Origin of the sequence: Streptomyces sp. CB02923 (genome assembly GCF_001905005.1) — a bacterium.
GTDB lineage: Bacteria > Actinomycetota > Actinomycetes > Streptomycetales > Streptomycetaceae > Streptomyces.
Window position 1 is genome coordinate 345,567 of record NZ_LWKZ01000027.1, and the last position, 12,465, is coordinate 358,031.

Below are 12,465 nucleotides of genomic sequence, written 5' to 3' on the forward strand. Positions count from 1 at the left end.
GGCGACCATTCGGCAAGGACACCGGGGCGGCGCCGCCGACCCCACCCGGCCAGGGAGCGAAACCGTGATGATCACCCATGACACCCGGTGCGCGCTCGACGCGGTCGTCGACCTGTTGAACACCGCTCCGGAGGGCGACGCCCCCGCGGCCCCCGACAGCCTCACCGACCTCGCGGCGCTCCGGACGTTCGTCGCGCGCAACGCGATCAGCGACGTGGGGACGCTCGGCGACCGCGACCTGGCGGCGGTGCGGGCGGTACGCACGCGGTTCGCGGACGTCTTCGCGGCACCGGACGACCGTACGGCGGCGGAGCAGCTCAACGACCTGGTCGCGGCGGCCGGCACCACACCGCGGCTGACCGACCACGACGGCTACGACTGGCACGTGCACTACTTCGCGCCGGGCGCCTCGGTCGCCGAGCACCTGGCGGCGGACGGCGGGATGGCGCTGGCGTTCCTGGTCGTCGCCGGGGAACGGGAACGGCTGCGGCACTGCGAGGCCCCGGACTGCCGGTTCGCCTTCGTGGACCTGTCCCGCAACCGCTCGCGCCGCTACTGCGACAGCCGCACGTGCGGCAACCGGCTGCACGTCGCCGCGTACCGCGCACGCCGCCGCGAGGCCACGCGCTGACGGTTTGACCGCCGCCCGGCCCGCCGCCGCCCGGCCTCACAGGAAGACGAGGTCGTGCAGGGCGCCGATGAGCAGGAGAACGGCGATGACGGTGAGGAAGAGCATCAGCGGCGGCTGGGACAACGCGAAAAGACAGCCACGCGGTTCGGGGGCCGGAGGGTCCGCCGCTGTGACGGCGGGGTCCCGGGAAAGGGCGCACTCGTCGTTCATCTCGCGCCGATGATGGCGCAGGTGACCAGGCCGGAACGCCCGGATCACCCCTCAGCGGCGGGAGTTCATCAGATCCCGTGCACTTGCGTGCTCGCTACGGTGTCCGAAGGGTCACCCGCGCGGGCGGTACGGCGCGCTCGGCGGCGCTCACCGTACAGCGGCTCCCGCGGCCTCAGATGCCGTGCTTCTTCAGGATGGCTTCGATGTCGGAGAAGTCCTCCTGCGGTGCGGCGCCCTTGCTCCTGCCCTTGGGCGGGGCCGCCGGCTGCGCGGCCCGGGCACCCGCGCCGAGCGACGGCGCGGAGGCCGTGGGCGCCACCGCTTCCGGCCCGCGCTGCCGGGCCGCGGCGCGCCGCTCCTTGCGGCTTCCGCCGGCCTTGAGGGAGTGCCGCTCGGCCGCCCTGGCGATCATGAACAGCACGATGGAGAGGGCCAGCACCCCGAATCCCGCCCAGACCACGGGCTTGAAGACCACGCCGGTCAGCCAGTCGATCACGCCGGTCATCGCCAGGCCCACGGGGAGCAGCGAGATCGCCGCGATGCGCGTCGCGGCCAGGAAGCGCTTGCGGTAGGCGGTCAGCGCGGCGATGCCCAGGCCCGCCACCGACACCACGGTACAGACGGTCGAGCTCAGCATCCCCGGTCCTCCTGCCGATCGATTGCGTCGTGCGTCGCGCCGCGCACCCGGTCGCACCGGACGGCCGCGACGCCGTCTTGTCCTGCTCTGCCTCCATCCTGCCTTGTACCGGGCGTCCGGTGCCATGAATGGGGACGGGCTCAGGGACATCTAAGGGTCGGGCTCCTCCGCAGGTCCCGGTACGGGACCCGGTGCCGGGCCGAGGTCCCGGTACGGGCGGGGTGCCGCGGGCTGGGAGACTGGGCCCATGAACGACGCCACGACCTCCGGTTCCGCCCGTCCCGTCGTCCTCGACGTGTGGTGCGAGCTGCAGTGCCCGGACTGCACCGCCGCGCTGGACGACCTGCGGGCCCTGCGCGAGCGCTACGGGGACCGGCTGGACATCCGCCTCCGCCACTTCCCGCTGGCCAAGCACAAGCACGCCTACGCCGCGGCCCAGGCCGCCGAGGAGGCCGTGGAGCAGGGCAAGGGCTGGGCGTACGCCGAAGCCGTCCTGGCCCGTACCGAGGAGCTGGGCGCCCGGGGCGAGAAGCTGCTGCTCGCGGTGGCCGGCGAACTGGGTCTGGACGCCGAGGAGATGGACACCGCCCTCATCGACGGCCGGCACCTGCTGACCGTCGACGCGGACCAGGCGGAGGGCAAGGCGATCGGCGTGACCGGCACGCCCACGTACGAGATCGGCGGAAAACTGCTGGACGGCGGCAAGAGCCAGGACGGCCTGCGCGAGCGCATCGCGGAGATCGCCGACCGGCTGCTGGCCGAGCAGGCCTGACCCGGCCCGCCGCGGTGGGCGGGCCGTCCGCTCACAGCAGGAGCTTGCGCAGGGAGTAGTCGGTCGGCCGGTAGCCCAGGGTCTCGTAGAGGCCGCGGGCCCGCGGGTTGTCCACGAAGACGTCGAGCCCCAGGACGGTGCGGCCGGCGGCGAGTGTCTCGCGCTCGGCGACCAGCATGAGCGTACGGCCGTGGCCGCGCCCGCGGTGCTCCGGTGCCACGCGGACGTCCATGACGTAGCCGCCGGGACGGTCCGGGTGGTACGTCGAGGTCCAGACGGTGCCGACGTCGGTGCCGTCGTGGGCCAGCACGCGCAGCGACTGGTGCGCGGTGGCCGGTCCGTCCGGGAGCAGCGTCCGGTGGTCGTGCGTCGCGTTGTGCTCCGCGCGCTCGCGCGGCATGCCGTTGGCCACCTGCGCGTCGATGGAGTGGGTGTGGGTGGCGGCCAGCCAGGCCGGGTACTCCTCCGCGCCGAGCGGCCGGTCGGCGCTGCCCGCGGGGAGGCCGGGCGCCGTGGTGAGTTCCTTGATCATCCGGCGGCTGTGTTCCGTGTAGCCGAGGGCGGCGGCCAGCTGGAGGGCCGCCGCCGAGGCGGCCGGCACGTCCACCGAGACCCGTCGGCAGCCCCAGCCGCGCAGCACCTCTTCGGCGGCGAGGGCCGCGACGGTGCCGCGGCCGCGGTGCCGGTCGCGTTCGTCGATGTGCAGGTCCGCGATGCGCCCGGCGGACAGGCCCAGCCGGGCGTCCGTCACCAGCCTTATCCGGCCCACCGGACGGCTGTTGACGCAGACTTCGTACGTACGGGCCCGGCCGCCGTCGTCGCGTCGTTCTTCGGGTCCGGCGGGGCGCAGCGTAGTGGTCACGCTGGCTTTCTACCCGGTTTTCCGGGCGTACGTCAGCAGCGCGGGTCGAAGTCGGCGGCGGCGCGCTCCGCGAAGACCCGCATCACCTCGGCGGTCAACGGTCCCGGTGTGTCACCCAGTTGGCGTCCGTCGACACGGGTGACGGCCTGGACGTCACGCAGCGTGGAGGTCAGGAAGATCTCGTCGGCCCGCTCCAGGACGTCCAGCGGCAGGTCCGTCTCCTTGGCGCCGGTCCATTCGACGGTCAGGGCGCGGGTGATGCCCGCAAGGCAGCCGGAGGACAGCGGCGGGGTGTGCAGCACGCCGTCCAGGACGACGAAGACGTTGGAGCCGGTGCCTTCGCAGAGCCGGCCGACGGTGTTGCCGAAGAGCGCTTCGGAGGCGCCCTGCCCGTGGGCGCGGGCGAGCGCGACGACGTTCTCCCCGTACGAGGTGCTCTTCAGGCCCGCCAGCGCGCCGCGCTCGTTACGGGTCCAGGGGACGGTGACGACCGCGGTGGTGTCGGGGCGGCGCGGGGCCTCGCCGAGCGCGACGACCAGGGTGGGGCCCGCCTCGCCGCGATCCGAGCCGAGGGGGGCGAGGCCGCCGGTGTAGGTGATGCGCAGCCGGCCGAGCGGTACCGCGGCGGCCTGGAGGACGGCCGCGCAGGCGCGTCGCACCTCGTCGAGGTCGGGGTCGGGCAGGCCCAGGCCGCGGGCGGAGGCGGTGAGCCGGTCCAGGTGGCGGGTGAGGGCGAAGGCCCGGCCGTCGACGGTCCGGAGCGTCTCGAAGATCCCGTCGCCGACCGTCAGGCCGTGGTCGAGGACCGAGACCCGGGCGCTGTCGGCATCGCACAGCTCCCCGTCGAGCCAGATCTTCATGGTCGTGTCCCTCCGCTCGGCTCGTGCAGGCCCGACGCTACCGCGAGCAGCCTGCGGGCCTTCAGCTCGGTCTCGTCCCACTCCCCGTCGGGGTCCGAGCCCCAGGTGATGCCCGCTCCGGCGCCGAAGCGCAGCACCGGTCCCTCGGGGGCCGCGCGGTCGATCCAGAACGTACGGATGCCCACCGCCAGCTCGCCCGTGCCGCGGTCGGCGTCCACCCAGCCGATGCCGCCGCAGTACGGGCCGCGGGGCGCGGTCTCCAGTTCCTCGATGATGCGCTGCGACGCGAGTTTCGGGGCCCCGGTGATGGAGCCCGCCGGGAAGGTGGCGCCGAAGAGGTCCGCCCAGCCCGTCTTGTCGTGCGCGTCCGCCAGCTCGCCGCGCACCGTGGAGACGAGGTGGACCAGGCCGGGGTGCGCCTCGACCGCGCAGAGTGCCGGGACGGTGACGGAGCCGGTGCGGCAGACCCGGCCGAGGTCGTTGCGGACCAGGTCCACGATCATCACGTTCTCCGCGCGGTCCTTGTCCCGCAGGTCCTCGGGCACCCGGCCGGTGCCCTTGATCGGGCCGGACTCGACGGTGCGCCCGCAGCGGCGCAGGAACAGCTCGGGGGACGCGGTGGCGACCTCGGCGCCGTGCGCGGGGAGGCGGACCGTGCCCGCGTACGGGGCCGGGTTGCCGCGGGCCAGGAGGCCGGACAGCGCGTCGACGTCGGCGCGCGCGGGGTCCGGGAGCGGTGCGCTCAGAATGCGGCAGAGGTTCACCTGGTAGACGTCGCCGGCGGCTATGGATGCGCGTATACGGCGTACGCCGTCGGTGTAGGCGTCACGGTCCAGGGAACTGCGCCAGTCCCCGGGGGCGGGCCCCCGCCAGCGGGCGGGGTCAGGCGGGGGCACCGTGCCGCTGTCCCGGACGTCCCCGAAGCGCGCGCAGAGCAGACCGCCCTCGTAGTCGGCGACGACCGCCCACCAGCCCGCGGAGTCCAGTGCCTCCGGGTCACGGGTGACGTCGCGCAGGTCAGTGGCTGTACGCCCGCCGAAACGGGCCAACGGAGGGAGGTCGTTCACGCTGTCGAGTCTATGGCTGGGGCCCGGCGGCCGCCCCGGTCGGGCGAGCAGCGCAGCACGCTGCACAAACGCGTTTTTGTACTGGCCCCGGAATCCGCTAGAGTTCAACACGTCGCCGGGACGCGGAAGCGAAACGGAGACGCGGTTCCCTCCCGGACCTGGTCCGGAAAGGCACCTGCGGACGTAGCTCAGTTGGTAGAGCACCACCTTGCCAAGGTGGATGTCGCGAGTTCGAGTCTCGTCGTCCGCTCGAAGTGGGGGATCTTCCCGACCCCCGCACTCCTGGTGGAGTGGCCGAGAGGCGAGGCAACGGCCTGCAAAGCCGTCTACACGGGTTCAAATCCCGTCTCCACCTCCAAGGACGATTAGCTCAGCGGGAGAGCGCTTCCCTGACACGGAAGAGGTCACTGGTTCAATCCCAGTATCGTCCACTGGTCCGCAAGGACCGATCCCCCGGCCTTCGGGCCCGGCGGAACCCGCGCGATTAGCTCAGCGGGAGAGCGCTTCCCTGACACGGAAGAGGTCACTGGTTCAATCCCAGTATCGCGCACGCAGCATCTCGCGGCCCCTGGCCGCGGTCCCGAGGACGATTAGCTCAGCGGGAGAGCGCTTCCCTGACACGGAAGAGGTCACTGGTTCAATCCCAGTATCGTCCACACGTCAGGCCGAGGGCCGGAGCACTTCGCTCCGGCCCTCGGTCGTTGTGGCGGCTCGGCCGTCGTAGTGGCTCGGCTGTCGTGGCGGGGCGCTCAGGAGGAGAAGAGCATCCGGCCGAAGCCGCGGTGTCCGTGATGGCCGTGGTGTCCGTAGTGGCCCTGGTGACCGTAGTGGCCTTGCTGCGGGGCGCCCCACGCGGGAGCGGCCGGGTACGCCTGGGGGCCGGGCGGGGGCGGCGGGGCCTGCTGGGACCACTGCGTCTCCAGGCGGGACAGCGCCTCCAGTTCCCCGTAGTCCAGGAAGATCCCCCGGCAGCCGGCGCACTGTTCGATCTGCAGGCCGTTGCGGTTGTAGGTGTGCATCGGCGCATGGCACTTGGGGCACTGCATCTCGGCTCAACTCCTCTCGGCGGGACGGCACTCCCGGAACGGCCGTCCGGCGGTGGCGGGTTCACCCTACGGCTCCGGACCGGCCCCCAACTCCCTTGGAACGGAAGCCATCCGGCCGCAGGCGTCCACGACGGCCCGCTCGTCCTCGTCCAGCGGACGGCCCGCCTCCGCGGCCTTGGCCACGGCCAGCGCCGCGGTCTGGGCCGTCAGGGCGCGGGCGGGGACATCCAGTTCCGGCCAGGGGTCGCCGTACGGGCGTACGGCGACCCCGCCCGCCGCCCGGTACGCGCCGAGGAAGCGGGACCAGACGGCGGGGGCCAGCAGCCCGGTGGCGAACCAGGCGGCGGGGCGGGCCAGGTCCCACGCCGGATCGCCGAGGCCCAGGTCGTCGATGTCGATGAGGAGCCAGGGCCCGTCGTCGGCGGGGTGCCTGACGAGCTGCCCGAGGTGGAGGTCACCGTGGCAGAGGGAGCCGGCGCGAGGCGGCGGGGCCTCGCCGCGGGCCCATGGCGGCAGCAGGGACCAGGCGCGTTCGACAGTGGCGGCGGCGCGGCGGAGCGCCGAGGCCGGGGCCGCTCCGGGAACCGGTGTGGTGCAGGCGGCCCGCATCCGGGCGAGGGCGCGGGCCGCCTTCGCCGGGCCGCGCATCGGCGGCACCGGTCCGGGCAGACGCCCCGGCGCGACGGTGTGCAGGCGGGCGAGCAGCCGGGCCGTCTCCTCCCAGGGGGCGGCGTCCGGTGCGTCCGGGGAGACGGGGCTGCCGTACGGCCAGCGGGTCGCGGGGCGCCCGTCGTCGAGCAGGGTGAGGAAGCCGCCGGGGCCGGTGACCGGCAGCGGCGGCAGCACGATGCCGCGCAGGGACGGGTGTGCGGCGATACGGAGCCGGACGGCCAGCCGGTCCGGGTCGCAGTCCGGAGCGTGGGCCTTGACCACGACACGCCCGCAGCGGACGACGGTGACGTCGGGACGGTCCACGAGGACGACGGGGCGGCGGGCGGGTCCGGAAGGCGCCGGCGTGGGCATCGTCTCCCCCGGGGTCGGAGCGGTTAGCCGGGGATCGTACGCGGCCGGGCCCGGCCCGGCACCGCGCGCGACGGGGGCCGTACGCGTACGGTCCCCGGACAGGCCGATGGCCGGGCATCTCCCCAGATGCCCGGCCACTCGTGCCGTCCGCCGCACCCCCGTCCCCACGGGGTTGTAGACCGGAAGTTCCCCCGTCCCGGGCCGCTCTCCCAGGACCGGAGCGCCTCAGCGCCCCAGCATTCCGACCACGGACGACGCCTGTGTCATGACGGCTTCCCAGCCGCCGAACACCACGGCGAGCAGGACCGCCAGCGGCAGCACCATCGCCACCGCGACGAGCGGATGGCGGGTCCCCGAGGGCCGCCCGCCGAACGCCGAGGCGACTTTGCGCCCTTGCGTACGGACGGCCGTGCGCCCAAAGATGTCTGCCATCGCCCCGCTCCCGTCGATTTCGGGGCGGCGGGCGTCTGACCTCGGGGGACGAGTGCGTTCGCCCGCCGCTTGCACCCAACATTAGGTAGCCGGCGGGTCCCGGGCGTCATGCCGTCGTACCGATTGCACGGCCTACGGGAGGATGACGGTACGCCGCGCCGCGTACTCCCCTGGGTGGAGAGATCCCCCTGGGAGCCCGGGTCATCCCGGAGGGGACGGGCGCGCGGCGGCCGTCTCGGACTCCTCGGCCCGCGGTACGGGATGCTCGACCAGGGCCAGCACCCGGCTGGCCATGAAGCGGGCCGTACGCACCACCGAACCGCTGCGGGTGACTTCGCTCACTTCCACCACTCCCCTGCGCACCGCCGTCTCGACCCTGCGGCCCGCCCTGCTCGCCACCACTTCGTACGCCCGGGTCGTGTCCCCGGCGTCCACGACGATCTCGACTCGGTCACCCTTCACCGCGTCAATCCCCCTTCCGCGACCGATCATTGGGAGCACGCGCGGCGGACCGGGCCGCGCCGCGCCCGGATGCCTCCCGCTTCTTCAGGATCCCACCCGGCACCGACAATCCGGCTGCCGACTCATGCGCGGCCTATCAGCACAGCGAGCCGTCAATCCGTAAGCTGTGCCACGTCAGACGGGACCGGGCAGCGGGGATGGACATGGCGATGATGCGGCTCCGGCGCGAGGACCCGCGTGTCGTCGGTTCGTACCGGCTGCACCGGCGGCTCGGCGCGGGCGGGATGGGTGTGGTCTATCTCGGCTCCGACAAGCGCGGGCAGCGGGTGGCCCTGAAGGTCATCCGGCCGGACCTGGCCGAGGACCAGGAATTCCGCTCGCGGTTCGCACGCGAGGTGTCGGCCGCGCGGCGGATCCGCGGCGGCTGTACGGCGCGGCTGGTGGCCGCCGACCTCGACGCGGACCGGCCGTGGTTCGCCACGCAGTACGTCCCCGGACCCTCGCTGCACGACAAGGTCAACGACGAAGGGCCGCTGTATCCGGCGCAGGTCGCCTCCATCGGCGCCGCGCTCTCCGAGGGCCTGCTGGCGGTGCACGACGCGGGCGTGGTCCACCGCGACCTGAAGCCGTCCAACATCCTGCTCTCCCCCAAGGGCCCGCGCATCATCGACTTCGGCATCGCGTGGGCCACCGGCGCGAGCACGCTCACGCACGTCGGTACGGCGGTCGGCTCGCCCGGGTTCCTCGCGCCGGAGCAGGTGCGGGGCGCCGCCGTGACCCCGGCGACGGACATCTTCGCGCTCGGCGCCACGCTCGCCTACGCCTGTACGGCGGACTCACCCTTCGGCCAGGGCAGTTCGGAGGTCATGCTCTACCGCGTCGTGCACGAGGAGGCGCACCTGGCCGGGGTGCCGGACGCGCTGGCGCCGCTGCTCGCGGCGTGCCTGGCGAAGGACCCGGCGGACCGGCCCAGCACCCTGTCGCTGTCGCTGCGGCTGAAGGAGATCGCCGCGCGCGAGGCGCAGGGGCTGTCGCTGCCGGGCGGGCCCGGCGACGCGATGCCGGGCGGCATCGGGCGGGCGCGGTCCGGGCGCAGGCCGCCGTCCGAGCGGGGGGCGGGGGCGCCGTCCGAGCGGGGCCCGTCGTCCGAGCGGAGCACACCGGCGCGGGACAGGTCCGTACGGCCGCAGGCGGACCGGCCGACCGGGAAGCGTGCGGAGGAGTACGCGCGGCAGCGGACGGAGCGGCGTGCGGCCGGTACTCCGACGCCGCGTCCGCAGACGCCGCGCGGGAGTGCGGCGGGGCGTCCGGCCGCGCCGGCCCGGCCCCAGGGACCGCCGGCGGCGTCCGGTGCGGGAGCCCCTGGAGGCCAGGGAGCCCCGGGAGCTTCCGGAGCGGGTGCGCCGGGCGAGGCGGCCCCGCCCACGTCGCGGGGCGGCAGGCGGCCGTCGGTCCGGCCGTCCGTACCGGGAGCGCGCACCTCAGGGCGAAACGGTTCGCGCCCGGCGCGAGGGCCGCGTACGGGGTCGCGCACGTCGCCCGGCGGGCGCCGGCCCGGTCCGGACCGCCGGTTGCTGCGGCAGCGGATCATCGTGTTCATCACGGTGACCCTGCTGGTCGCGCTGGGAATCGCGGCGGCGCAGGGGTGCCAGGGACCGGCCCGGGGGCTGGGCACCGAGCGCTCCGTGGTCACATCTTCCGCGCCTGTGGCGCCGCCGGGGTCCGGGCAGGGCTGAGCGGGTGCGTGACGGGTATGTGACGGGTGCGAGGCAGGTGCTAACGTCACGCCGTGTCCAAAGCTGAGATAGACGCGGTGACCGCCGAGTTCTTCGGCGCGTTCGACAACCGGGGCGGCCAGGCCGCCGATGTGGCCCGGATCCGCCGGCTGGTCCTGCCGGGTGGCGTGATCACCGTGACCGGCCCGCAGTTCACGTCCTACACGGTGGAAGAGTTCATCGAGCCCCGCCTGCGGCTGCTGTCCGAGGGGCGGCTGGTCGAGTTCGCCGAGTGGGAGACCTCCGAAGAGACGCGGATCGCGGGAGATATCGCGTCGCGGTTCGGCGAGTACCGCAAGTCCGGCGTCCTGGACGGCGCGCCGTACGAGGGCAGCGGGTCCAAGACCTTCCAGTTCGTCCGTACCGCGGAGGGCTGGCGGATCGCCGCCTTCGCCTGGTACGACCACCCCTGACCGGAATCGCCGTATCCGGGGGTCCCGTCCTCATCCGGCGGCCGGTCCCCCGTCTCCCCTGCCCGCCGTCACCGCGTAGAACGCCACCGCCGCCGCGGCCCCGACGTTGAGGGAGTCGACGTCGTGGGCCATCGGGATGCGGACCCAGGTGTCGGCGGCCCGCAGGGCCTTCTGCGTCAGGCCGTCGCCCTCCGCGCCGAGCATCAGGGCCGCGCGGTCCATGCGGTGGGGTGCCACCTCGTCGAGGGGGACGGCCTCGGCGTCGGGGGTGAGGGCCAGGAGGGGGAAGCCTGCCTCCCGGACCGTTTCCAGGTCGCGGGGCCAGTTCTCCAGCCGGGCGTACGGGACGGCGAAGACCGCGCCCATGGACACCTTCACCGAGCGGCGGTAGAGGGGGTCGGCACAGTCCGGGGAGAGCAGCACGGCATCCATGCCGAGGGCGGCCGCGCTCCGGAAAATCGCACCGATATTGGTGTGATCGTTTACGGCTTCCATCACCGCGATCCGGCGGGTGCCGGGGCGGGCGAGCAGTTCGGCGGCCGTCGGCAGGGGCTTGCGGGCCATGGACGCCAGGGCGCCGCGGTGGACGTGATAGCCCGTCACGCGTTCGGCGAGGGCGGGGCTGACCGCGTACACGGGCGCCGCGGCCTCGTCGATGACGTCGCGCATGACGTCCACCCACTTGGCGGACAGGAGCATCGAACGCATCGCGTAACCGGCCTGCCCGGCGCGCCGGATGACCTTCTCGCCCTCCGCGATGAACAGCCCTTCGGCCGGTTCGCGGCGGCGGCGCAGTTCCACGTCGGTCAGCCCCGTGTAGTCGCTCAGGCGGGGGTCGTCCGGGTCGTCGACGGTGATGATGTCAGCCACGGGTGAGGGTGCCTTGTCGGTGATGGGGTTCCCGGGGGCGGGAAACGGCGGTGCGGAGCGGGGTGGGGCCCGGGAGTCAGGGGTTCACGGCGACCACGTCGCCGATGACGATGACCGCGGGCGGGCGGATGCCTTCGGCCCGTACCGTCTCGCCGAGGGTGGCGAGGGTGGCGTCCACGCGGCGCTGGGCCGCGGTGGTGCCTTCCTGGACGACGGCCACGGGGGTGTCGGCGCCGCGCCCGTGGGCGGTGAGCGTGGCGGCGATGGCGGCGCTGTTCTCGACGCCCATGAGGACGACGAGGGTGCCGCGCAGGCGGGCGAGGGCGGACCAGTCGACGGTGGAGCGCTCGTCGTCGGGTGCGACGTGGCCGCTGACGACGGTGAACTCCTGGGCGACACCGCGGTGGGTGACGGGGATGCCCGCGGCGGAGGGCACGCTGATGGAGCTGGAGATGCCGGGGACGACCGTGCAGGGGATACCGGCGTCGGCGAGGGCCTGGAGTTCCTCCATGCCGCGGCCGAAGACGTACGGGTCGCCGCCCTTGAGGCGGACGACGCTCTTGCCGGCGCGGGCGTGCTCGATCAGGGCGTTGTTGATGGCCTCCTGGGCCATGAACCGGCCGTACGGGATCTTCGCGGCGTCGATGACCTCGACGTGCGGCGGGAGTTCGGCGAGCAGGTCGCGGGGGCCGAGCCGGTCGGCGATGACCACGTCGGCCTCGGCGAGCAGCCGGCGGCCGCGCACGGTGATCAGGTCGGGGTCGCCGGGGCCGCCGCCGACCAGGGCGACGCCGGTGGCGCGGGCGCGGTGGTGCGGGGCGGCGAGGGTGCCGTCGCGCAGGCCCTCGACGATGGCGTCCCGTACGGCGGCGGAGCGGCGCGGGTCGCGGCCGGTGAGGACCGCGACGGTCACGCCGTCGCTGCGGCCGGTGGCCGGGGTCCAGGCGGTGGCGGCCTCGGCGTCGTCGGAGCGTACGCACCACACGCGGCGGTCCTCGGCCTCCTGGGAGGCGGCCGTGTTGGCTTCGGGGTCGTCGGTGGAGATGAGCGCGTACCAGGCGTCCGCGAGGTCGCCCGGCGTGTACCGGCGGCGTTCCCAGCGGATCTCACCGGTGTCGGCCATGGCCTCGACGGACGGCTTGGCGGACGGGGAGATCAGCAGGACGTCGGCACCGGCCGCGACCAGGGAGGGCAGGCGGCGCTGGGCGACCTGACCGCCGCCGAGGACGACCACGCGGCGGCCGGACAGGCGCAGTCCGACGGGGTAGGCGGCGTGTTCGGCGTGCTCGGCCATGGCGGTACGGCTCCTTGTGCGGGGGCGCGGGGCGCTGGTGGTGCGGGCAGCGCGCGGCGAGGGAACGGGGACGCGTTCGCCGCTGCGGCGCTGGAGCGGCTGGCGGGGCGG

Annotated in this window: 15 protein-coding genes and 5 tRNA genes; 9 read left to right on the forward strand and 11 right to left on the reverse strand. The window is 74.2% G+C overall.

The window, feature by feature from the left end; all coding sequences use genetic code 11:
• Positions 1–64 precede the first annotated feature (64 nt).
• On the forward strand, positions 65–631 hold the full coding sequence (locus A6A06_RS36410) for a CGNR zinc finger domain-containing protein (protein ID WP_073767784.1): 567 nt from the start codon (positions 65–67) through the stop codon (positions 629–631).
• Between the two features lie 36 nt (positions 632–667).
• On the opposite strand, the gene A6A06_RS36415 is transcribed toward A6A06_RS36410, so the two are convergent.
• On the reverse strand, positions 668–841 hold the full coding sequence (locus A6A06_RS36415) for a hypothetical protein (RefSeq protein WP_199931388.1): 174 nt from the start codon (positions 839–841) through the stop codon (positions 668–670).
• 172 nt (positions 842–1,013) lie between these two features.
• Positions 1,014–1,478, reverse strand: coding sequence for a hypothetical protein (locus A6A06_RS36420; RefSeq protein ID WP_073767788.1), 465 nt, complete (start codon positions 1,476–1,478; stop codon positions 1,014–1,016).
• A 247-nt stretch (positions 1,479–1,725) separates the two neighbouring features.
• On the opposite strand from A6A06_RS36420, the gene A6A06_RS36425 reads away from it, so the two are divergent.
• Positions 1,726–2,250, forward strand: a complete 525-nt coding sequence (locus A6A06_RS36425; RefSeq protein ID WP_073767790.1) for a DsbA family protein — start codon at positions 1,726–1,728, stop codon at positions 2,248–2,250.
• A 31-nt stretch (positions 2,251–2,281) separates the two neighbouring features.
• Here the strand turns inward: A6A06_RS36425 and A6A06_RS36430 are convergent, their stop codons facing one another.
• The 3 genes from A6A06_RS36430 to A6A06_RS36440 are packed head-to-tail and all read right to left on the reverse strand — an operon-like array spanning position 2,282 to position 5,039.
• Positions 2,282–3,112: a GNAT family N-acetyltransferase gene (locus tag A6A06_RS36430; protein ID WP_073767792.1), complete on the reverse strand. Its 831-nt coding sequence runs from the start codon at positions 3,110–3,112 to the stop codon at positions 2,282–2,284.
• Positions 3,113–3,144: 32 nt separating this feature from the next.
• Positions 3,145–3,972 (reverse strand): aminotransferase class IV, encoded by an 828-nt coding sequence (locus A6A06_RS36435; RefSeq protein WP_073767793.1) that lies wholly within the window; start codon positions 3,970–3,972, stop codon positions 3,145–3,147.
• On the reverse strand, positions 3,969–5,039 hold the full coding sequence (locus A6A06_RS36440) for a chorismate-binding protein (RefSeq protein ID WP_199931389.1): 1,071 nt from the start codon (positions 5,037–5,039) through the stop codon (positions 3,969–3,971). The genes A6A06_RS36435 and A6A06_RS36440 overlap by 4 nt, the downstream gene beginning before the upstream one ends.
• A 177-nt stretch (positions 5,040–5,216) precedes the next feature.
• Between A6A06_RS36440 and A6A06_RS36445 the strand changes: the two genes are divergently transcribed.
• The 5 genes from A6A06_RS36445 (at position 5,217) to A6A06_RS36465 (ending at position 5,695) form a co-directional block, all read left to right on the forward strand.
• Positions 5,217–5,289: transfer RNA gene (locus tag A6A06_RS36445), tRNA-Gly, on the forward strand.
• Between the two features lie 34 nt (positions 5,290–5,323).
• A tRNA-Cys gene (locus A6A06_RS36450) sits at positions 5,324–5,397 on the forward strand.
• 1 nt (position 5,398) lies between these two features.
• Positions 5,399–5,470 (forward strand) — tRNA-Val (locus tag A6A06_RS36455).
• A 47-nt stretch (positions 5,471–5,517) separates the two neighbouring features.
• Positions 5,518–5,589, forward strand: a tRNA-Val gene (locus tag A6A06_RS36460).
• Positions 5,590–5,623: 34 nt separating this feature from the next.
• Positions 5,624–5,695: transfer RNA gene (locus A6A06_RS36465), tRNA-Val, on the forward strand.
• Positions 5,696–5,788: 93 nt separating this feature from the next.
• Here A6A06_RS36465 and A6A06_RS36470 read toward each other — a convergent pair.
• From A6A06_RS36470 to A6A06_RS36485, 4 genes are all read right to left on the reverse strand, one after another.
• Entirely contained in the window at positions 5,789–6,085 is a 297-nt protein-coding gene (locus tag A6A06_RS36470) for a TFIIB-type zinc ribbon-containing protein (RefSeq protein ID WP_073767795.1), read from the reverse strand.
• 66 nt (positions 6,086–6,151) lie between these two features.
• Positions 6,152–7,108: a phosphotransferase gene (locus A6A06_RS36475; RefSeq protein WP_073767796.1), complete on the reverse strand. Its 957-nt coding sequence runs from the start codon at positions 7,106–7,108 to the stop codon at positions 6,152–6,154.
• Between the two features lie 225 nt (positions 7,109–7,333).
• Positions 7,334–7,540 carry a hypothetical protein gene (locus tag A6A06_RS36480; protein ID WP_073767797.1) on the reverse strand — a complete coding sequence of 69 codons (207 nt, stop codon included), beginning with the start codon at positions 7,538–7,540 and terminating at the stop codon, positions 7,334–7,336.
• A gap of 201 nt (positions 7,541–7,741) precedes the next feature.
• A complete protein-coding gene (locus tag A6A06_RS36485; RefSeq protein WP_073767798.1) occupies positions 7,742–8,002 on the reverse strand; it encodes a hypothetical protein in 261 nt (86 codons plus the stop codon).
• 203 nt (positions 8,003–8,205) lie between these two features.
• Here A6A06_RS36485 and A6A06_RS36490 point away from each other — a divergent pair, with 203 nt between their 5' ends.
• Positions 8,206–9,738: a serine/threonine protein kinase gene (locus A6A06_RS36490; protein WP_073768346.1), complete on the forward strand. Its 1,533-nt coding sequence runs from the start codon at positions 8,206–8,208 to the stop codon at positions 9,736–9,738.
• A gap of 53 nt (positions 9,739–9,791) precedes the next feature.
• Positions 9,792–10,190, forward strand: coding sequence for a DUF4440 domain-containing protein (locus A6A06_RS36495; RefSeq protein WP_073767799.1), 399 nt, complete (start codon positions 9,792–9,794; stop codon positions 10,188–10,190).
• A 30-nt stretch (positions 10,191–10,220) separates the two neighbouring features.
• Here the strand turns inward: A6A06_RS36495 and A6A06_RS36500 are convergent, their stop codons facing one another.
• Positions 10,221–11,060 (reverse strand): TrmH family RNA methyltransferase, encoded by an 840-nt coding sequence (locus A6A06_RS36500; RefSeq protein ID WP_073767800.1) that lies wholly within the window; start codon positions 11,058–11,060, stop codon positions 10,221–10,223.
• A 76-nt stretch (positions 11,061–11,136) separates the two neighbouring features.
• On the reverse strand, positions 11,137–12,354 hold the full coding sequence (cobA, locus tag A6A06_RS36505; protein ID WP_073767801.1) for a uroporphyrinogen-III C-methyltransferase: 1,218 nt from the start codon (positions 12,352–12,354) through the stop codon (positions 11,137–11,139).
• Between the last annotated feature and the right edge of the window lie 111 nt (positions 12,355–12,465).

What these genes read in the sequence shown, in the direction of transcription:
- A6A06_RS36415 (WP_199931388.1), bottom strand. Translation starts at nt 841, where the DNA reads ATGAACGACGAGTGCGCCCTTTCCCGGGACCCCGCCGTCACAGCGGCG.
- A6A06_RS36420 (WP_073767788.1), bottom strand. Translation starts at nt 1,478, where the DNA reads ATGCTGAGCTCGACCGTCTGTACCGTGGTGTCGGTGGCGGGCCTGGGC.
- A6A06_RS36425 (WP_073767790.1), top strand. Translation starts at nt 1,726, where the DNA reads ATGAACGACGCCACGACCTCCGGTTCCGCCCGTCCCGTCGTCCTCGAC.
- A6A06_RS36435 (WP_073767793.1), bottom strand. Translation starts at nt 3,972, where the DNA reads ATGAAGATCTGGCTCGACGGGGAGCTGTGCGATGCCGACAGCGCCCGG.
- A6A06_RS36470 (WP_073767795.1), bottom strand. Translation starts at nt 6,085, where the DNA reads ATGCAGTGCCCCAAGTGCCATGCGCCGATGCACACCTACAACCGCAAC.
- A6A06_RS36475 (WP_073767796.1), bottom strand. Translation starts at nt 7,108, where the DNA reads ATGCCCACGCCGGCGCCTTCCGGACCCGCCCGCCGCCCCGTCGTCCTC.
- A6A06_RS36480 (WP_073767797.1), bottom strand. Translation starts at nt 7,540, where the DNA reads ATGGCAGACATCTTTGGGCGCACGGCCGTCCGTACGCAAGGGCGCAAA.
- A6A06_RS36490 (WP_073768346.1), top strand. Translation starts at nt 8,206, where the DNA reads ATGGCGATGATGCGGCTCCGGCGCGAGGACCCGCGTGTCGTCGGTTCG.
- cobA (WP_073767801.1), bottom strand. Translation starts at nt 12,354, where the DNA reads ATGGCCGAGCACGCCGAACACGCCGCCTACCCCGTCGGACTGCGCCTG.